The organism is Aeromonas sp. MaB10011B (assembly GCF_017939325.1).
Classification (GTDB): Bacteria; Pseudomonadota; Gammaproteobacteria; order Enterobacterales; family Aeromonadaceae; genus Aeromonas; species Aeromonas caviae.
This window is the reverse complement of record NZ_JAGKRK010000072.1, coordinates 266,725-286,837: the sequence shown is the minus strand read 5'-3', so window position 1 is coordinate 286,837 and position 20,113 is coordinate 266,725. Positions and strand designations below refer to the sequence as shown.

General features: G+C 63.9%; 15 protein-coding genes. 3 read left to right on the top strand and 12 right to left on the bottom strand.

Translation table 11 applies throughout. The features are described from left to right. Nucleotides 1-9 precede the first annotated feature (9 nt). From J9893_RS15730 to J9893_RS15690, 9 genes are all read right to left on the bottom strand, one after another. Nucleotides 10-1,311, bottom strand: coding sequence for an FAD-binding oxidoreductase (locus J9893_RS15730; protein WP_041213912.1), 1,302 nt, complete (start codon nt 1,309-1,311; stop codon nt 10-12). 153 nt (nt 1,312-1,464) lie between these two features. Then, nucleotides 1,465-2,544, bottom strand: coding sequence for a class II fructose-bisphosphate aldolase (fbaA, locus tag J9893_RS15725; RefSeq protein WP_010675658.1), 1,080 nt, complete (start codon nt 2,542-2,544; stop codon nt 1,465-1,467). A 115-nt stretch (nt 2,545-2,659) separates the two neighbouring features. Then, nucleotides 2,660-3,823, bottom strand: a complete 1,164-nt coding sequence (locus J9893_RS15720; RefSeq protein ID WP_052815671.1) for a phosphoglycerate kinase — start codon at nt 3,821-3,823, stop codon at nt 2,660-2,662. Between the two features lie 66 nt (nt 3,824-3,889). Beyond that, a complete protein-coding gene (gene epd, locus J9893_RS15715) occupies nt 3,890-4,900 on the bottom strand; it encodes an erythrose-4-phosphate dehydrogenase (protein WP_041211676.1) in 1,011 nt (336 codons plus the stop codon). Nucleotides 4,901-4,950: 50 nt separating this feature from the next. Next, on the bottom strand, nt 4,951-5,880 hold the full coding sequence (locus J9893_RS15710; RefSeq protein ID WP_045522010.1) for an ROK family protein: 930 nt from the start codon (nt 5,878-5,880) through the stop codon (nt 4,951-4,953). Between the two features lie 151 nt (nt 5,881-6,031). Beyond that, nucleotides 6,032-7,099: a uroporphyrinogen decarboxylase gene (hemE, locus tag J9893_RS15705; protein ID WP_043154833.1), complete on the bottom strand. Its 1,068-nt coding sequence runs from the start codon at nt 7,097-7,099 to the stop codon at nt 6,032-6,034. Between the two features lie 139 nt (nt 7,100-7,238). After that, entirely contained in the window at nt 7,239-8,018 is a 780-nt protein-coding gene (gene nudC, locus J9893_RS15700; RefSeq protein ID WP_210599753.1) for an NAD(+) diphosphatase, read from the bottom strand. A 164-nt stretch (nt 8,019-8,182) separates the two neighbouring features. Next, nucleotides 8,183-8,788 (bottom strand): TIGR04211 family SH3 domain-containing protein, encoded by a 606-nt coding sequence (locus J9893_RS15695; RefSeq protein WP_010675664.1) that lies wholly within the window; start codon nt 8,786-8,788, stop codon nt 8,183-8,185. 152 nt (nt 8,789-8,940) lie between these two features. After that, nucleotides 8,941-9,693 carry a potassium channel family protein gene (locus J9893_RS15690; RefSeq protein WP_029314808.1) on the bottom strand — a complete coding sequence of 251 codons (753 nt, stop codon included), beginning with the start codon at nt 9,691-9,693 and terminating at the stop codon, nt 8,941-8,943. A gap of 100 nt (nt 9,694-9,793) precedes the next feature. Here J9893_RS15690 and J9893_RS15685 point away from each other — a divergent pair, with 100 nt between their 5' ends. The 3 genes from J9893_RS15685 to glnE all read left to right on the top strand — a co-directional run bounded on the left by J9893_RS15685 (nt 9,794) and on the right by glnE (nt 14,601). After that, entirely contained in the window at nt 9,794-11,044 is a 1,251-nt protein-coding gene (locus tag J9893_RS15685) for a methyl-accepting chemotaxis protein (protein WP_010675666.1), read from the top strand. A gap of 107 nt (nt 11,045-11,151) precedes the next feature. Beyond that, a complete protein-coding gene (locus J9893_RS15680; protein WP_210599754.1) occupies nt 11,152-11,592 on the top strand; it encodes a GNAT family N-acetyltransferase in 441 nt (146 codons plus the stop codon). A gap of 135 nt (nt 11,593-11,727) precedes the next feature. Beyond that, on the top strand, nt 11,728-14,601 hold the full coding sequence (glnE, locus tag J9893_RS15675) for a bifunctional [glutamate--ammonia ligase]-adenylyl-L-tyrosine phosphorylase/[glutamate--ammonia-ligase] adenylyltransferase (protein WP_275059034.1): 2,874 nt from the start codon (nt 11,728-11,730) through the stop codon (nt 14,599-14,601). Between the two features lie 56 nt (nt 14,602-14,657). On the opposite strand, the gene J9893_RS15670 is transcribed toward glnE, so the two are convergent. From J9893_RS15670 to J9893_RS15660, 3 genes are all read right to left on the bottom strand, one after another. Next, complete coding sequence (locus tag J9893_RS15670; RefSeq protein WP_210599756.1) at nt 14,658-15,392, bottom strand: SDR family oxidoreductase; 735 nt, start codon at nt 15,390-15,392, stop codon at nt 14,658-14,660. A gap of 139 nt (nt 15,393-15,531) precedes the next feature. Beyond that, nucleotides 15,532-17,697 carry an AsmA family protein gene (locus J9893_RS15665; protein WP_201996522.1) on the bottom strand — a complete coding sequence of 722 codons (2,166 nt, stop codon included), beginning with the start codon at nt 17,695-17,697 and terminating at the stop codon, nt 15,532-15,534. 203 nt (nt 17,698-17,900) lie between these two features. Beyond that, nucleotides 17,901-20,048 (bottom strand): prolyl oligopeptidase family serine peptidase, encoded by a 2,148-nt coding sequence (locus J9893_RS15660; RefSeq protein WP_143237081.1) that lies wholly within the window; start codon nt 20,046-20,048, stop codon nt 17,901-17,903. Nucleotides 20,049-20,113: the final 65 nt, after the last annotated feature.

The window sequence follows — 20,113 nt, the reverse complement described above, 5'->3', positions numbered from 1 at the left end:
CCCCTCTCCCTAGAGCAGATCCTTCAGCCGATACCAGAGCATCCCGAGCGCCAGCAGCGGAGAGCGCAACGCCGGGCCACCCGGGAAGGTCATGTGGGGGACGCGGCTGAAGAGATCGAAGCCCCGGCTCTCCCCCTTGATCGCCTCCGCCACCAGCTTGCCCGCCATGTGGGTGGCATTGAGGCCATGGCCCGAATAGGCCTGGGCATAGAAGACGTTGGGGTGCTGCTCGAGGCGGCCTATCTGGGGCAGCCGGTTGGCGCCTATGCCTATCATGCCCCCCCACTGGAACTCGATGGCGGTACCCGCGAGCTCGGGGAAAACCCGCAGCAGCTTGGGCAGCATGAAGGCCTTGATGTCGCGGGGGTCACGGCCCGAGTAGTTGCAGGCCCCGCCAAACAGCAGGCGACCGTCCGCCGACAGCCGATAGTAGTCGAGCGCCACATTCTGATCGCACACCGCCATGTTCTGTGGCAGCAAGCGCTGGCGCAGGCGCTTCTCCAGCACCTGGGTGGCGAGAATGTAGGAGCCCGCCGGCAGCACCTTGCCCCCGAGATCGGGCTGGAGGTCGCCCAGGTAAGCGTTGCAGCCGATCACCAGGTAGTCCGCGCTGACCCGGCCGTGGGCCGTGGTCACCTCGACCCGCTCGCCGTAGTCGATGTGGGTCACCCTTGAGTGTTCGAACAGGGAGACCCCGAGACTGGCTGCCGCACGCGCTTCGCCGAGTGCCAGGTTGAGAGGATGCAGGTGACCGGAGCCCATGTCGATCATCCCGCCGATATAGCGATCCGATCCGACCACGGTGTGCATCTCCTCCCGCGCCACCATTTTCAGTGCGTGCCGGTAACCCAGGCTCGCCAGGTGCTCGGCATCCTCCTCGAACCCCTTCAGGTGGCGCGCCTTGGTGGCGAGATCGCAATAGCCCCAGGTGAGATCGCACTCGATATTGAAACGCTCGACCCGCTCGCGCACCAGTTGCACCGCTTCGATCCCCATGAGATCCAGCTCCCGCACGCCCGCCTCGCCAATCCAGCGGGCAAACTGGCTGGTATCGTGGCCGATGCCGCGGATCAGCTGGCCGCCGTTGCGCCCCGACGCTCCCCAACCGATGCGGTTGGCCTCCAGCAGCACCACCTTGTAACCGGCATCGGCCAGGTTGATGGCGGTGTTGAGGCCAGTGAAACCGCCACCAATGACGCAGACGTCCGCATCCAGCTCACCACTGAGCTCGGGCCACTGCCGATGGTCGTTGCGAGTGGCCGCGTAATAGGAGGCCGTGTGTTCCTGATGTCCCTGTCTTCCTGTCTGCATGCTCAGCATCCTGCCTGGTTGCATTCGTTTACTAAATTAAACGGATGTCATCGATAATACCCAGCCCCCCATTCCCAATCCAGCCCGTCAGGATCACAGAAATGCAAAAGGCGCCCCGAAGGGCGCCTTTTCATGCAATCAAGGTGCTGCGAATTACAGTACGTCGATAGCGTTCAGGTCGGAGAAGGCCTTCTCCAGACGCGCGATCATGGAAGTCTGACCGGCACGCAGCCATACGCGCGGATCGTAGAACTTCTTGTTCGGCTTGTCGGCACCTTCCGGGTTGCCCAGCTGGCCTTGCAGGTAGGCTTCGTTGGACTTGTAGAAGTTCAGCACGCCTTCCCAGGTCGCCCACTGGGTGTCGGTGTCGATGTTCATCTTCACCACGCCGTAGGAGATGGATTCGCGGATCTCTTCCAGGGTAGAGCCGGAGCCACCGTGGAACACGAAGTCCAGGGACTTGGCAGGCAGACCGAACTTCTCGGAGACGTACTTCTGGGAGTTGTCCAGGATCTTCGGAGTCAGCTTGACGTTACCCGGCTTGTACACACCGTGCACGTTGCCGAAGGAGGCAGCGATGGTGAAGCGCGGGCTGATCTTGGACAGACGCTCGTAGGCGTAGGCCACGTCTTCCGGCTGGGTGTACAGGGAGGATTGGTCCAGGTGGCTGTTGTCCACGCCGTCTTCTTCACCGCCGGTGCAGCCCAGTTCCAGCTCCAGAGTCATGTTCATCTTGGCCATGCGGGTCAGGTACTCGCAGCAGATGTCGATGTTCTCTTCCAGAGACTCTTCGGACAGATCCAGCATGTGGGAGGAGAACAGCGGCTTGCCGGTTTCGGCAAAGTGCTTCTCGCCCGCGTCCAGCAGACCGTCGATCCACGGCAGCAGCTTCTTGGCGGCGTGGTCGGTGTGCAGGATCACCGGCACACCGTAGGCTTCGGCAACGGCGTGCACGTGCTTGGCACCGGAGATGGCACCCAGGATGGCAGCTTGCTGGCCTTCCAGCTTCAGACCCTTACCGGCGGTGAACACGGCACCACCGTTGGAGAACTGTACGATAACCGGGGCTTTGACCTTGGCAGCAGCTTCCAGCACGGCGTTCACGGAGTCGGTACCGACGCAGTTGACGGCCGGCAGAGCGAAGCCGTTTTCCTTGGCGATGGCGAATACTTTCTGAACGTCATCACCAGTGATCACGCCGGGTTTTACGAAGTCGAAAATTTTCTTAGACATGTTTAATCGTCCTGTCTCGTATGCCGTTAATAAAAAGTGGGGGGTTCATCATGAACCGGCACAGCGGCCACATGATAAACGAAACGGGAGGCTTTTGCCCCCCGTCCCGGGTCAATTAGGCTTTGGCGCGCTCTTCGAGAATCGCGACAGCCGGCAGTACCTTGCCTTCTACGAACTCCAGGAAGGCGCCGCCGCCGGTGGAGATGTAGGAGACCTTGTCGGCGATGCCGAACTTGTCGATGGCAGCCAGGGTGTCACCACCGCCAGCGATGGAGAAGGCCGGGGAAGCGGCGATGGCTTCGGCGATCACCTTGGTGCCTTCAGCGAACTGGTCGAACTCGAACACACCGACCGGGCCGTTCCACAGGATGGTCTTGGCGTTCATGATGATGTCGGCCAGGGCCTTGGCGGAATCCGGACCGATGTCGAAGATCATGTCGCCGTCAGTCACGTCGGACACAGACTTGATGGTGGCCGGGGTGGATTCGGAGAACTCGGCGCCCACAACCACGTCGGTGGTCACCGGAATGTTGGTTTCGGCAGCCAGTTTCTTGGCGGTGTCGATCAGATCGTGCTCGCACAGGGACTTGCCGACGTTGTGACCGGCAGCAGCGATGAAGGTGTTGGCGATGCCACCACCGACCACCAGCTGGTCAGCGATCTTGGAGAGGGATTCCAGTACGGTCAGCTTTGTGGAGACCTTGGAGCCGCCCACGATGGCAACCATGGGGCGCTCGGGCTTCAGCATTGCTTTGCCCAGGGCTTCCAGTTCACCGGCCAGCAGGGGGCCTGCACAGGCAACCGGCGCGAACTGGGCCACACCGTAGGTAGAACCTTCGGCGCGGTGAGCAGTACCGAACGCATCCATTACAAAGACGTCACACAGGGCGGCGTATTTTTTGGCCAGCTCTTCGGTGTTCTTCTTCTCGCCTTTGTTGAAGCGGCAGTTTTCCAGCACAACCAGCTCACCGGCGGCGACGTCTACGCCATCCAGGTAGTCTTTGGCCAGACGAACCGGGCAGGACAGTGCGTCTTTCAGATAGTTGACAACCGGAGCCAGGGAGAATTCTTCGTTGTATTCACCCTCGGTCGGACGACCCAGGTGGGAGGTGATCATCAGCTTGGCGCCCTTTTCCAGAGCCAGCTTGATGGTCGGCAGAGTCGCAACGATACGTGCATCGGAAGTGACCTTGCCGTCTTTTACCGGCACGTTCAGGTCAGCACGGATCAGAACGCGTTTGCCCGCCAGATCCAGGTCGGTCATCTTGATAACAGACATATTCAGTCCTCTATATATTTTCAGGTAATGTTAAAAAAACAGTAACCTTGCGCCCGGTGCAGACTCTCAGCCTGCGGCCATCATGGCCCGGGTGGTATCCAGCATGCGGTTGGCGAAGCCCCATTCGTTATCGCACCACATCAACATCTTGACGAGGTTGGCATCGCTGACCCGGGTCTGGGTACCATCAATGATGCAGGAGTGTGCATCATGATTAAAGTCTACGGAGACCAGTGGCTCTTCCGTGTAGTCCAGAATACCGTGTAATGTACCTCTGGATGCCCGTTGCAGGGCTTGATTTACGTCACTAACTGTCACTTTTTTACGAACAGTAATGCTCAGATCCATGGCGGTTACATTGATGGTCGGTACCCGTACCGCGATCGCCTCGAACTTGCCGGCAAAGTGGGGAAGGATACGTTCCAACCCCTTTGCCAGCTTGGTGTCCACCGGGATGATGGACTGGCTGGCTGCCCGGGTTCTGCGCAAGTCGCCGTGATAGGCATCGATGACTTGCTGATCGTGCATGGCCGAATGAATTGTCGTAATAGTACCACAATTTATCTCGAATTCTCGATGCAATGTTTCGATGACGGGGACCACGCAGTTGGTGGTACAGGAGGCGTTGGAGACGATCCGCTCCCGCCCGGTCAGCACCTGGTGGTTGACCCCGTAGACGATGGTGGCGTCCACGTCCGCGTCCGCCGGATGGGAGAAGAGCACCTTGCCCGCTCCCGCCCCCAGATGCAGCTCGGCATCGGCCCGGGAGCCGAACACCCCGGTGCAGTCCAGCACCACGTCCACCCCCAGCGCCCGCCACGGCAAGTTCGACGGATCCCGCTCGGCAAACAGGGCGATGAGATCCTCCCCCACCTGCATGCTGTTGCCCGCCAGTTGCACCGGATAGCGGAAGCGACCGTGGCTGGTGTCGAAGCGGGTCAGGTGCACCATGGCCTCGGGGGCCGCCAGCTCGTTGATGGCCACTATCTTGATGGTCTTGTCGCGGCCGCTCTCGTAGAGGGCCCGCAGCACGTTGCGGCCGATGCGGCCATAGCCGTTGATGGCAATCTTGATCATGGAAACGTTGTGTCCTTAGCTGCGACAAAGGGATGAGAGGAAGGGGCGACTCACGAGAGCAGTGCCTCGCGAAAGACGCCGCGGGCCAGCAGTGCGGCACCGAATACCCCGGCGCTGTCCCCCAGAGCCGGCGCTACCATGGGGGTGGCGAAGCGGGGGTTGAACAGGAAGGGCAATACCGTTTCGCGCCCGGCGCGATAGAGGCTCTGCACATTGCCCACGCCGCCACCGATGACGATGACGTCCGGATCGAGAATATTGATCACGTTGGCGAGGGCCTGGCCGAACAGCAGGTGCAACCTGTCCATGGTGAGCCTGGCGACATGATCATGGGCACTGGCCGCAGCAATCTGGGCGAGCGAGAGACGGCGTTTGGTCCTGGCCTCGTACCAGGCCTCCAGCGCCGGGCCGCTGATGAGGGTTTCGACGCAGCCGCGCTTGCCGCAGTAGCACTCTGGCCCCTCCGGCAACAGGACGTTGTGCCCCCACTCCCCGGCGATGCCGTGGTGACCGTTGAGGATCTGGCCGTTGATGACGATGCCGGCCCCGACCCCGGTGCCCATGATGATGCCGAACACCACTTTTGCATCGGGATGATGCTGGCGCACCGCCCCCAGATGGGTTTCCGCCAGGGCGAAACAGTTGGCGTCGTTGGCGATGAGCACGGGGACGCCCAGCCTGCGCTCCAGATCTTCCTTGAGCGGCTTGCCGTTGAACTCGGTGGTGTTGCTGTTTTTCAGCAGCCCGGTCTGGGGGTCCCGGGCCCCCGGCGTCCCCATGCCGATGAGTGCAGGACGCTGACCGAGTTTGGCGGCACACTCGTCCACCAGTTTGGCGATCTGGCCCAGCATGTGCTGGTAGCCGCCGTGCCGTTCAGTGGGAATGCGGTGGCGCAGCAACACCTCGTCGCCATCGAGCACCACGCACTCGCACTTGGTCCCGCCAAGGTCGATCCCCCAATCCCACGCCTGCTTCTCCATCCAGCCTCCTGCCCCTCAACGACCCCATCCCGGCCACAACTGCCAACATGGGGGTGCAGTGTAACCCGAGCCGCAACCAGGATGCAGCCCCCTGTGTCACGGACAGCAAAACGGGGCCCGCAGGCCCCGTTCATCACGCTGTTTGCCGCGCTCAGCGACCGTGGTACCGGGCGGAGAGCTCATGCACCGCGTTGACGAACACGCCGGCATGTTCCGGGTCCACATCCTGATGGATGCCGTGCCCCAGGTTGAAGACATGACCGTTGCCATGACCGAAACCGGCCAGAATGGTGGCGACCTCTTCGCGGATCCGCTCCGGGGTGGCGTAGAGCATGGAGGGGTCCATGTTGCCTTGCAGCGCCACCTTGTCGCCGACCCGGCGTTTGGCGTCCGCGATGTCGGTGGTCCAGTCCAGCCCCAGGGCATCACAGCCGGTGGCGGCGATCTGCTCCAGCCACTGGCCGCCGTTCTTGGTGAACAGGGTGACCGGCACACGGCGGCCCTCATGTTCACGGATCAGGCCATCGACGATCTTGTGCATGTACTGCAGGGAGAAGTCGCGGTAATCGCGCGGGGTGAGCACGCCGCCCCAGGTGTCGAATACCATGACCGCCTGGGCACCCGCCCTGATCTGGGCGTTGAGATAGCTGATCACGCTGTCCGCCAGCTTGTCGAGCAGCAGATGCAGGGTCTGCGGCTCTGCATACATCATCTTCTTGATCTTGGTGAAGGCCTTGGAGCTGCCCCCCTCCACCATGTAGGTGGCCAGGGTCCAGGGGCTGCCGGAGAAGCCGATGAGCGGCACGTCGCCCTTGAGCTCGCGGCGGATGGTGCGTACCGCATTCATCACGTAGCCGAGCTCGTCTTCCGGATCCGGGATGGGCAGGGCCTGCACGTCGGCCATGGAGGTGATCGGGCGCTCGAAGCGCGGGCCTTCCCCCTGTTCGAAGTAGAGGCCCAGCCCCATGGCATCGGGCACGGTCAGGATGTCGGAGAAGAGAATGGCGGCATCGAGCGGATAGCGGCGCAGGGGCTGCAAGGTGACTTCACAGGCCAGCTCGGCGTTGCGACACAGGGACATGAAATCCCCCGCAACGGCGCGGGTCGCCTTGTATTCCGGCAGATAACGGCCAGCCTGACGCATCATCCATACCGGGGTCATGTCCACTTCCTGGCGCAGCAGGGCACGCAGGTATCGATCGTTTTTCAGCTCTTTCATCCCAGTTCCTGAGTCATGTCACGCATAAAATGGCGGACATGATACCACTTTGTGCAAGGCTGAGGGCGACCCTGACGCCGCACTTCGCCGCAGGAGTGCAAAGATGTGAGGGGGCGCATACAAGCGCCCCCGTTTTCCCTCAACGCGCCTCGGCGAGGCACTGTTCGATGAGCCGGCGCGCTATGGTGCCATGAGGGGGCAAGCGCGGCAGCCGGTCGGCGGCAAAGAAATCGGCCGCCACCAGTTCGTCATCCTGCACCCGGATCTCGCCGCTCTCGTAGTCGGCGGTGAAGCCCATCATCAGGCTGTGGGGGAAGGGCCAGGGCTGGCTCGCCACGTAACGCACATTGGTCACCCGGATGCCGCTCTCCTCGAACACCTCCCGCGCCACGCACTGCTCCAGATTCTCCCCTGCCTCCACGAAGCCGGCCAGCACGGTATACATGGGATCATCCGCCTGATAGTGACGGCGGTGGGCTGCCAGCAAGATGGCCGGCCCCTTGCGCACCGCGACGATGATGCAAGGGGAGATGCGCGGATAGACGACATGGCCGTGATGACACCCCTGGGCCCACTCTCCTTCCCTCGGGGTCATGGGGGCGCCGCACTCACCGCAGAAACGATGGGTTCGGCGAAAAGTGGCGAGCTGCCAGGCCCGTCCTGCGAGGCGAAAGCCCTCTTCGTCCCCCGCCACCATGAGCTGGCGCAGCGGGGCCATGGCCCCGGTCTCCGCCTCGCCCCCCAGATCCAGCAGATGGCAAGGCAGGCCGTCCCACTCGTCGAAGCGCTCGAAGGGGGGGGTGTGCAGATGGGTGGGCAAAACGGCGCGGGGCCCTTGTGGAATGCGCCCCTGTTCATCCAGCAGGACGAGGTGATCGCCCCCCAGCACGAACCAGAAGGCCTGTTCAGTTGATGACATATGATGAAGGCTCTTGTTGAGAATGCGCGCGGCACAGGATCGTTTGCCTCATCTTACGAGCAGGAAGGGCCGATGGCGACCCCCGACATGGCCCTCTTCTCGCCAGACACACCATGAAAAAAGGCCGCCTCTGGCGACCTTTCATTCTGTTGACCGCCGGGCGATCAGTTCATCCAGCGCTCGCTGCTCTTGCGACGGCGCGGGAGCATGGGCAGGAGGATCCCGAGCAGGATGCCGCCCCCCACCATGGCACCACCGCGGATGAACCAGTCCATCTGCATGTCGTGCTCACGGTTGTCATAGCTCTGGGTCAGGGCGTCGTTCTGTTCCTTGAGGCTGCTCATCTCGGCGCTCTGGCTGTCCAGACGGGCTTTGAGGCTGGCGATCTCCTTGCTCTGCTCGGCGATCTTGCCATCCTTCTCGGCGAAGCGTTTCTCGTTGTCGCCATTGAGGTTCAGCAGACGCGCCTTGGCTTCGTCCAGCTCTTTCTGAACCTGGGGAAGACGTTCACGCAGGCTGATCTCCCCCTGCAGCTCGCTGTTCTTGATCCAGCCCTCGCGGCCACGACCGTCCACCACCTGGGTGAATCCGGCCTCCTGGTTCACCGCCTTGACCTCCAGCGGCTCACCGGCCTTGACGCTGCCGAGGATCCGGTACTGGGTACCCGGACCGTTGTGGATATAGGTAAAGATGTTGTCTGAAACATAGCGGGTATCGGCCAGTGCCTGTTGGGCACACAAGCAGATCAGGATCCCGAGAAGGGCGCGCATGGTCGATCGATTCTCTTCGTTGGATTAGGTTGCAGGCCGAATGTTAAGCCGCCTGCGGGTCAAAGGACAAGCAAAGAAAAGCGCCATCTCCCCGAGTGAGAGCTGTCTCGCAGCGCCGCCGGTTTACGACGCGACCATTCCAGACGTCGTACCTACTTCTGTTTCAGCGCCTGCACCTCGGCGCGCAGGGCCTTGAGCTCTTTGAGCAGTTGCGCCTGCTGCTCGCTCTGTTGGCGTCGCCACACCGCGGTGTCGTCGTTGGTCTTGCCGGGATGGACGAACAGGCTGGCCATGAAGCCGCTGAGGGCGCCAAACAACCCCACACCAAAGAGGATCAGCAGGCTGGCGACGAAGCGCCCCTCCTCCGTCTTGGGCACCAGATCCCCGTACCCCACGGTAGAGAGGGTCACCAACGTCCACCAGAAGGCATCGTAAGGAGTCTGGATCTGGCTGCCGGGTTGCCCCGTTTCCAGCCAGTACATGACGCCGGAGCCGACCCCCAGCAACAGGAAGAAGAGGAAGAGAATGCCGGAGAGGGTGGTTTCGTTGCGTTCACGACGGAACATGGCCAGCAAATCCGGTCTGTCCCGGAGCAACTGGTAGACCCGCCACAGCTGGATGAGCCGCGCCCAGCGCAGTTGTTCCACCATGGGCAGGCTGCCGGGCAGATAGAACCAGTTGCTCTTGAAGAAGGCCATCCTGTCGGAGGCACGCGCCCAGCCATAGGCGAAGTGAGCGAGGAAGAAGTAGCAGATCAGACTGTCGACATCATAAAAGAGCTGCAAAGTCTGGGGGCTCAGTTCACCGTGCCCCAGCCAGCGAGCAGCCACCAGGCAGACCGAAATCACGGAGAGAAACCCCATCAGCAGATCCATGGTACGCAAATGAGTCAAGTGATGTCGCATACATTTTCCAACTTTAAGCACGGTGCAAATTAATAAAAAGGAAGATAATGCCGATAGCTATGACGGCAAAGGAATAATGGACGTTGAAAGGAGAAAAATTATGCAGTTGAACCCGCTGGAGAGGCGCATGAGCAACATCCGACTGGTGCCCAAGGTGGTGCTGCTCATGGTGTTCAGCACCCTGCTGCTGCTGGCCAAACTCTGGTTCGATGCCAGCAACCTGGAAGCGACCCTGCTCAGCGAGGGCATTGATGCCGCCATGGCCAACACCATCGCCGATCGCCTGCTCTGGACCGGGCTGGTGGAGACGGCGCTCATGGGGGTCGTCTTCGTGGTGCTGCTCCTCACCGGCTCCCGCCTCATGGTCAAGCAGGTCCACTACCTGGTGGGGCTGCTGGAGCGTTTCGCCAACAAGGATCTCAGCCACAGCGTGCTGCTCAAGTCCCGGGACGAGTTCGGCGACATCGCCAAGGCGGTGGCCCACTCCCAGGAGAACCTCAAGGAGGTGTTCGGGACCCAGCGTGCCGCCTGCAAGGAGCTCAACGAGATCGCCTCCCAGGTGACTCTCTGCATGGATGAGGCGAACGAGGCCATCAACGAGGAGTTCACCCAGATTGAGCAGCTTGCCAGCGCCATGAGCCAGATGGTCGGTGCCATTCGAGAAGTGGCCAACCACGCGGAGCAGGCGTCCCACGCCACCGCCGAAACCAGCCAGCTGGCCGAGGAGGGCAGCCGCTGCGTGGCGGCTACCGTCAACACCATCGACACTCTCTCCGGCAACATCCAGCGCTCCTCCACCGTGGTCAACGAAGTGGAGCACGGAGTCGATCGCATCGGATCCGTGGTGGACACCATCCGCAGCATCTCCGAGCAGACCAACCTGCTGGCCCTGAACGCCGCCATCGAGGCCGCCCGCGCCGGTGAGGCGGGTCGCGGTTTTGCCGTGGTCGCCTCCGAGGTGCGCGAACTCGCGAACCGTGCCCAGGCGGCCACCGTCGAGATCCAGAAGATGATCGAGCAGCTTCAGGGCAACGCCCGCCAGGCCGTCGGCCTGATGGCCGAGAGCGTGCAGCAGGCGGACAAGGGGGTGGAGCAGGTGACCCAGGCAGGTACCCAGCTCGACACCATAGTGCAGCGGGTGCAGGGAGTGGCCGACATGAACCGCCAGATCGCCGCCGCCTCCGAGCAGCAGAGCTCGGTGGCCGAGGAGATGAATGCCAACCTGGAGCAGGTCAAACAGGTGGTGGAAGGCTCCGTCGTGGTGCTGCGGGAGCTGAAAGATGCCTCCGAACTGGTGGAACACCACAGCCAGACGCTGGACAGCCATATCCAGGCCTTCAAGCTGGCCTGATGCTGGCACCCATTGTCAAACCTTCAGGCTGGCCTGAGGTCGTGATTTGAGTACACTGGAAGGCCCCCTTAGGGGCCTTTCTTTTTTCATCACGGCAAGGAGCCAGGATGCAGACTACAGAACGTGCGCTTGAGATAAGCGACGACAAGGGGCGCCTCGACGTCCCGCTCATTCACCGTTTCCTCAGTGAAGAGGCCTACTGGTGCCTCGGCATTCCCCTCACTACCCTGCAGCGGGCCATCAACCACTCCCTGTGCTTCGGAGCCTATCTCGACGGCCAGCAGGTCGCCTTCGCCCGGGTCATCACAGACAAGGCCACCTTCGGTTATCTCGCCGACGTCTTCGTGCTGCCCGAACATCGCGGGCGCGGTCACAGCAAGGCCCTGGTGGCAGCCATCCTCGCCCACCCGGAGCTGCAAGGGCTGCGCCGTCTCTCTCTCGCCACCTCCGATGCCCACGGCCTCTACGCCGGTTTCGGTTTTGTGCCGCCGAGAAGCCCCGGCAGCCTGATGGAAATCTACGACCCCGAGATCTACCGGCGTCCCTGAGCCCGGCCGATCGCCAGATCCGTCGCCGGATCACCTTCCGGGCAGCGGCGCTGTGACGCCAGCGCCCGGGAGTGCTAGATTGGCAGCCGGCTTTTCACTCTCCCTGCAGACTCGTCAACCACAAGGATGGCAACCGTGGCCCAGCACTCTCCCTCTTTCTCCGCCTTCTCTCCTTTGTTGCAGGAGCAGGCCCTGCGCCACTGGCAGCGGCTGCTCGCCCTGGCGCCCCAGTATGACGCACTGCCCGAGCCCACCCGCCAGACCCTGCTGACCCTGCTCGGCCTCTCCGACTTTGTCGCCGACTCCCTCATCAAGCAGCCGGGGCTGCTGGCCGAGACCCTGGCATCGGACGCACTGACCCGGGCCGAGCGCTGGCCCGCCTATGAACCTGAACTCGCAGCCCTGCTCGCCGAGGTCGCGGACGAGGAGGCGCTCAAGCGCATCCTGCGCCAGTTCCGCCGCAGCCGCATGCTGGTGATCGCCTGGCGCGAGCTGCTCGGGGAGTCCGAGGTCGAAGAGAGCTTCATCCATCTCACCAAGCTGGCGGATGCCCTCATCTGTGGTGCCCGCGACTGGCTCTATGCCAAACAGTGCAGCGAGCTGGGCACCCCCATGGACGGCGATGGCAACCCCCAGCCGCTGCTCATCCTCGGGATGGGCAAGCTCGGCGGCGGCGAGCTCAACTTCTCCTCGGACATCGACCTTATCTTCACCTTCCCCGAGAACGGCTACACCGTTGGCGGTCGGCGGGAGCTCGCCAACCAGCAGTTCTTCATCAAGCTGGGGCAGCGTCTCATCAACGCCCTCCACCAGCCCACCCAGGATGGTCAGGTGTTCCGGGTCGACATGCGGCTGCGCCCCTTTGGCGATGCGGGGCCGCTCGCCATCTCCTTCGCCGCCATGGAGGACTACTACCAGCATCACGGCCGCAACTGGGAGCGCTACGCCATGGTCAAGGCGCGGGTGCTGGGCCCCCAGTGTGAACATGCCACGGCCCTGACCGAACTGCTGCGCCCCTTCGTGTTCCGCCGCTACATCGACTTCGGCGTCATCGACGGCCTGCGCCAGATGAAGGCGATGATCGCCGCCGAGGTGCGCCGCAAGGGACTGGAGGGCAACATCAAGCTGGGGGCCGGGGGCATTCGCGAGGTGGAGTTCATCGCCCAGGCGCTGCAACTCATCCGTGGCGGGCGCGAGCCCGCCCTGCGGGTACGCCACCTGCCCGAGGCGCTGGCCGCCATCGCCCAGGGGGGCGCCCTGGAGGGGAGCCAGTGCGAACGCCTGCTCACCGCCTATCGCTTCCTGCGCCGGGTGGAAAACATCTTGCAGGAGATCGGCGATCAGCAGACCCAGACTCTGCCCACCGAGGATCGGGATCGCCAGCGACTCATCGCCACCCTCGGCTTTACCGACTGGGACGCCTTCATGGCCCACCTCGATGAGGAGATGGCCGCCGTCCATCAGGAGTTCGTCGCCGTGGTGGGGGAAGAGAAGGAGGCCCCCGCCCACCTGGAACAGCTCTGGCTCGATCTCTGGCGCACCGAGCTTGATGCCGCCGAGCTGGAAAAACTGCTGACCACGCAGGGAGTGGTGGAGCCCGCCCCCCTCTGCGCCGCGCTGCTGCGTTTCAAGGAGGAGTACAAGCGCCGTCAGGTAGGGCCCCAGGGGCGCATCGCCCTGGACTGGCTGATGCCGGAGCTGCTGCGCCTGGTGGTGGCGAGCCGCGAGCCCGCCCGCCTGTTCGAACGCGTCTGCACCCTGCTGACCCGCATCTTCACCCGCAGCGCCTATCTGCAACTGCTGGCGGAAAACCCCGCCGCCCTGCGCCAGCTGGTGCGCCTGTGTGACGAGAGCAACCTGGTGAGCGAGCAGCTGGCCCGCTACCCCATCCTGCTGGACGAGCTGCTGGATCCCCAGCACCTCTACCACCCCACCCCGCTGGATCAGTACAAGCCCCAGCTGCGCCAGTTCCTGCTACGCATCCCCGAGGAGGACGTGGAGCAGCAGATGGAGGCGCTGCGCCAGTTCAAGCAGGTGCAGCTCCTGCGCATCGTCGCCGCCGACATCGCTGGCGCCCTGCCGCTGATGAAGGTGAGCGACCACCTCACCTGGCTGGCGGAGGCGATCACCGAGGAGGTGGTCAATCAGGCGTGGGCCCAGATGAGCGAACGCTACGGGGTGCCGTCCGAGGTGGCGGTGAGCGGCCAGCGCGGTTTCGCCGTGGTGGCCTACGGCAAGCTGGGGGGCATCGAACTCGGCTACGGCTCGGATCTCGATCTGGTGTTCCTGCACGGCGGCGACCCCAACAGTTACACCGATGGCCGCAAGCCCATCGACAGCCGCCAGTTCTACCTGCGCCTGGCCCAGCGGATCCTGCATCTGTTCAGCACCCGCACTCCGTCCGGCATCCTCTACGAGATCGACATGCGGCTGCGCCCCTCCGGCGACTCAGGCCTGCTGGTCTCATCGCTGTCGGCCTATGAGCAGTACCAGCAGCAGGAAGCCTGGACCTGGGAGCATCAGGCCCTGGTGCGAGCCCGTCCCATCTATGGCGATGATGCCGTGGTCGCCGAATTTGCCCGCATCCGCCGCGACGTGCTGGCCAAGGAGCGGGATCTGCCCACCCTGGCCCGCGAAGTGCGGGAGATGCGCCAGAAGATGCGGGATCACCTGCTCAAGGCGGGAGAGGGAGAGTTCGATCTCAAGCAGTCCCCCGGCGGCATGGTGGACATCGAGTTCATCGCCCAGTACCTGGTGCTGGCCCATGCCTGCGGTGAGCCGGACGCCCTCACCCGCTGGTCAGACAATGTGCGCATCTTCGATGAGTGCGTGATGGCGGGGGTACTCACACTGGAGCAGGCGGAGGGGCTCAAGCAGGCCTATCTGGAGATCCGCAACCTCGGCCATCGCCTCAACCTCTCGGAGATCTCCCGCAAGGTGGGGGACGATCAGTTGCCGCGAGAGCGGGGCCATGTGCTGGCGGTCTGGCAACAGCTGCTGGGAGAATAAGCAGAAGGGGCGCCATGGCGCCCCTTCTCGTTGACGAAAGGCTTGTTGAAGATGACCTAGCGTCCGCCCGCCACATCGATAAAGGTGCCGGTGGCATAGGAGGCCTCGTCCGACAGCAGCCAGGCGATGGCGGTGGCCACTTCGGCCGGCTGACCGCCCCGTTGCAGGGGAATATTGCCCTTGATCCTGTCCACCCGGCCGGGCTCGCCGCCGTCGGCATGCATGTCGGTGTAGATAAAGCCCGGACGCACCCCGTTGACCCGGATCCCCTGGGCCGCCAGCTCCAGCGACAAGCCTCTGGTCAGCACGTCGACGGCCCCCTTGGCGGCGGCATAATCCACGTACTCCCCGGGGGAGCCCAGCCGGGCGGCGGCCGAAGAGACATTGACGATGGCGCCCCCCGCCGTCATGCGGCGCACCGCCTCCCGGCAGCAGAGAAAGCAGCTGGTGACATTGGTGGTCAGGGTCTGGTTGATGCGCTCTGCGCTCATCTCCAGCACCTTCATCTGGGGCTGCAACCTGCCGGCGTTGTTCACCAGATGAGTGACGGGGCCGAGCCGCGCGTCCATCTCCTCGAACAGGCGCACCACCTCGGCCTCCACGCTGACATCGGCCTGCACCGCGATGCACTCGACCGGATGGGTGGCCAGGATCTCGGCCACCACCGCCTCGGCGGACACCCTGTCCTGACGATAGTTGAGACAGAGATGGTAACCCTGCGCCGCCAGATAGCGGGCTGTCGCGGCCCCGATACCTCTGCCACCGCCGGTGATCAGCACCCGTTTTTTCATGAACCCTCCTGGTTCCCGGTTTCGAAGACTATTTCGCATAGTACCTCATGTTGCCGACCACACCTCGTCCCGTAACGCCCGGCACCACAGCAAAGAGCCCGCACGGGGCGGGCTCTTGATGACAACAACGGGAGGCTGGCTATTTGAACAGGCCCTTGAGCAGCTGGTCCGCCACCCCCTTCACCCCTTCGTTGTCGGCCTTGTCACCCAGCAGCTTCTTGAGACCGCGCTCGGCCTCCTTGCGGGCCTTCTCCTCCAGCACCTTGTTGTTGCTGAGCAGCTCCTTCACGTCAAGCTTGTAGCTCGGCGCCTGCCAGTGGCCACCGATGCGCACCGGTATGGTGATGTCCTTGAGCTCATCCACCGTCTTGCCCCCCTGCCCCTTGCTGCTCTCCACCACAGAGGTGAGGAACAGGAAGTCGAGGGTCTCCGGCACCAGAGCGGTCTGGCCCTGCCCCTTCACCCGCAGGGCGGGGGCAAAGAGCTGGATGTCATCGCTCCTGGCAACCCCGTCGGCAATCTGGAAGCTGGCGGTGAGGGCACTGAAGTCGGTCTTGCGCACCTCCTTCACCTGATCCGCCCCCTTGCCGGTCAGGGTGGCCCGCGCCTCGCGGATCATCTCCGCCAGGTTGATGCCGTGCAGGGCGCCATCGCTCAACTTGAGGTTCACCTTGCCCTGCATCCGGCTGCGCAGCGCCTGCTCGGAAAGACCGCTACCCTGCACCTGCACCTCCAGATCCCCCTTGCCTTCCAGCAGGTCGGTCTGGGCCAGGGTCTGCAGCAGGGGCCGCACATCGACCCCTTGCACCCGCTTGTGCACCTGATAGCGGGCCGGCTGCTGACGGGCATCGAGCACGCCGCTAGCGGTCACCTTGCCACCGGCCACCCCGGCACTGAACTGCTTGAGGTTGAGCTCACCGCCGCTCAGGGCCAGTTGCAGATCGACGGAGCTCAGGTCCAGGCCCTTCACCTTCAGGCCGCCCAGTTGCAATCGACCCGCCAGATCGACCAGTTTGAGGGCACTCAAGTCAGGCTCTGCCGTGGACAGGGACTGAGCCGAGGGGGCTGACTTGGCCGCTGCGCCCTGCTCACCCGCCGACACTGTGGCCGGTGCGGCAGAAGATGCGGCGGTCTTGGCCCCGTCCTGCTTGCCGAGCCAGCCGTCGAGATCGAGCTTGTCCCCCTTGAGGTCAAAGTCCACTTTGGGTACGGCCCCCAGACGAACGGCGCCGCTGCCGCTCAGCAGAGCATCATCCACCCCCATCACCAGGTTGCTGAGGGTGACGGCCTGCTTGTCCAGCTCGGCGCGGGCAAAGCCAGCGAGTTTGAGCTGCGTCTGCGGGCGCGGCAGGGCATCGCCGCTCAGCTTGGCGGCCAGCACGGCATCCGACAGCTCCAGCAGTTGCCGGTTTTCATCGAGGCGCGCCTTGAGAGTCCCCTCCAGCGTACCGGCCAGGGTCGGCTTGTCCGCCGCCCCCTGTGCCCCGCTGAGGCTAAGGCTCAGACTGCTCCACTCCCCCAGTGCCAGCCGATCGGCCTTGAGGGTGAAGGCATCGAGCCGCTGCGCCGGCTGGTTCAGGCTGCCGCTGAGATTGAGATCCTTGAGCTCGCTCTTCATGGCCTCCCGGGCCGGTTTGAGCTGGGCCGACCCCTTGAGATCAAACGCCAGCTCACCCTGGGCCCCCTTGGCCGCCAGGGTCACCGGTACCCACTCCCCCGGGGTCAACTGCCCCAGATCGAGATCCAGCCTGTCGAGCCGGGAGACGGTACCGCTGCGGTCGTCCCGCACCAGGGCGCTGGCCTGTTGCAGCTCCACTCCTTGCAGGCTGATCTGCCAGGGCTGCTTGTCACTGGCGGGCGGGGGCGTCGTTGCGGCAGGCTCGGTGGTCGCCTCCCCCTTGGGGTCGGCGGAGGCCTTGAGCAGGTCACTCAGGTTGGAGCTGCCGTCCGCCCTGGTCTGGATAAACAGATGAGCGCCGCTCAGGGTCACCTTGCCTATCTCAAGCTTGTGGGAGAGCAGGGGCAGCAGGCCCACCGAGGCCTCCCCGCGCGTGAAGCGCACCAGGTCGGGCTCGGCGAAACCGGCGGGGTTGCGCAGCGCCACCTGCTCGAGGGAGAGGCCCAGGCTTGGCCAGAAACGCCAGCCGATATCACCTTGTATCACCAGCTCGCGGCCGGTGCTCTTGCGCACCTGTTCCACCAGCTGGGGCTTGAACTGGTTGGGATCGATGAGGGACACCAGGGCGGCGATGGCCACCACGGCCGCCAGCGCCAACCCCAGCAGGATGCAGATGATCTTCTTCACGATGGACTCCTTGAATGCGGATCTTGTGGCTGACTATACCACCGGGGGGATGACAGATGGGGCCCGTCTGCCAAAACGGGCCAGCAGCGAGACAGGGATGGTCGCAGCTAGTGCAGCCAGCGCAGCTCTTCCAACACGCGGCCATGAAAAGGGCCCCGCAGGGCCCTGATGATAGTGGATGGCTGACGCCCGCCTCGCCCGGGTCAAGGCTGACGCGGCAACTGCTGATAGCCCATCTCGTACAGAGTGAAGGCATAGATGTCCGCACTCTGCTCGATAAGCTTGGCCACCGGCGTGCCCGCCCCGTGCCCTGCATTGGTCTCTATGCGGATGAGCTGGGGATGGGGGCCGGCATTGTCGGCCTGCAGGGTGGCGGCAAACTTGAAGGAGTGGGCCGGCACCACCCGATCGTCGTGATCCGCCGTGGTCACCAGGGTCGAAGGGTAGCTGACCCCGGCCCGGACGTTGTGCAGCGGCGAGTAGCCCTTCAGGTAGTCGAACATCGCCTCGCTGTCGGCGCTGGTGCCGTAGTCATAGGCCCAGCCCGCCCCGGCGGTGAAGGTGTGGTAGCGCAGCATGTCGAGCACCCCCACCGCCGGCAGGGCGACCCGCATCAGATCCGGCCGCTGGGTCATCACAGCCCCCACCAGCAGACCGCCGTTCGAGCCACCTCGGATCGCCAGCCGATCGGTGCGGGTGTAGCCCTCGGCCTTGAGGTACTCGGCCGCCGCGATGAAATCGTCGAACACGTTCTGCTTGTTCTGCTGGGTGCCCGCCAGGTGCCAGGCCTGGCCATACTCGCCGCCCCCGCGCAGGTTGGCCACCGCATAGACGCCCCCCAGATCCAGCCAGTTGGCCACCGACACGCTGAAGCTCGGGGTCAGGCTCACGTCGAAACCGCCGTAGCCATAGAGGATGGTCGGGTTGCTGCCATCGAGTTTCAGCCCCTTGCGGTAGCTGATGATGAGCGGCACCCGGGTGCCGTCCTTGCTCTGGTAGAAGCGCTGCTCGGAGACGTAATCCTCCGGTTTGAACGGCGCCGCCGAGGCGCGATAGAGACTGATGGCGCCGCTCTTGGGCTCGAACCGGTAGAGGGTCGGCGGCTGGGCATAGTGCTCGAAGCCGAAGTAGAGGGCGGGATCATCGTGCTTGCCGTTGAAGCCGCTGACGCTGCCAAGGCCGGGCAGCGCCACCTCGCGCACTCGCTTGCCTTCGTAGTCGAACTGCTCGACCCGGGCGGTGGCATCCACCATGTACTCGGCGAACAGATAGCCGCTGCCGCTGTGTACCGTCAGCACCTGCTGACGCTCGGGGATGAGATCCCGCCAGTGGGCCGGGCCCGGATTGGCGGCATCCACCGTCACCAGCCGGCCGTTGGGGGCGTCCCGGTTGGTCAGCAGGTAAAGGGTGCCGCCCTTGTTGTCCACCAGGCTAACGTCCGCATCCAGATCCCCCTGCACCGTCAGCAGCGGCGCGTTCTCCTGGCTCAGATCCTTCACATAGAGGCGGTTGCCTGAGGTGGAGTTCGCCGCCGAGATGAGCAGGAAGCGGTCATCTTCGGTGACGGTCGCCCCCACGTAGCGGTGGTGCTGGGCCGGGATGGCGCCGAACACCAGCCGGTCATCCTCCTGCGCCGTGCCGAGCCGGTGGAAATAGACCTTGTGCTGATCGGTCCTGGCCGACAGCTCGCTGCCGTCGGGCTTGTCGTAGCTCGAGTAGAAGAAGCCCTCGTTGCCGAGCCAGCTGATGCCGCTGAACTTCACGTCCTTGAGGGGCGCCTCCAGCGGCTGCTTGCTCTCTACGTCCATCAGGTGGATCTCGCGCCAGTCGCTGCCGGCCAGCGACAAGGAGTAGGCCAGGATGCGGCCATCGCGGGAGAAGCTCAGCTGATCCAGCGCCGTGGTGCCGTCGGGGCTGAGGGTATTGGGATCGAGGAACACCTCGGCCGGCTTGCCCTCCTGCTGGCGCCACAGCACGTTCTGGTTCTGCAGGCCGTCGTTCTTGAAGAAGTAGTGGTAGCGCCCCTCGCGAAACGGTGCCCCCTCCTTGGCGTAGTTCCAGGAGGCGGCCAGCTTCTCCTTGATGGCGGCGCGATACGGGATCTGCGCCAGGTAACCCTGAGTCACCCGGTTCTGGGCCTTGACCCAGGCCTCCGTCTCGGGGCTGCGATCATCCTCCAGCCAGCGATAGGGGTCGGCCACGGCCTGGCCGAAATAGTGATCCACCTGCTCACCCTGGCGGGTGACGGGGTAGTGAAGGCGCGTATTCCCTGACATGGCATCCTCTCTGGTTGGCTGGCCGCTGCACGCACAGATCAGTGACAGGGCCAGCAGGCTGACAATGGCTCGCATCGAGGCGGCTCCCTGCGGTTTGAGTGAGCGGGCAGGTTAACAAAGCGCGCCGGATGGCCCAACCC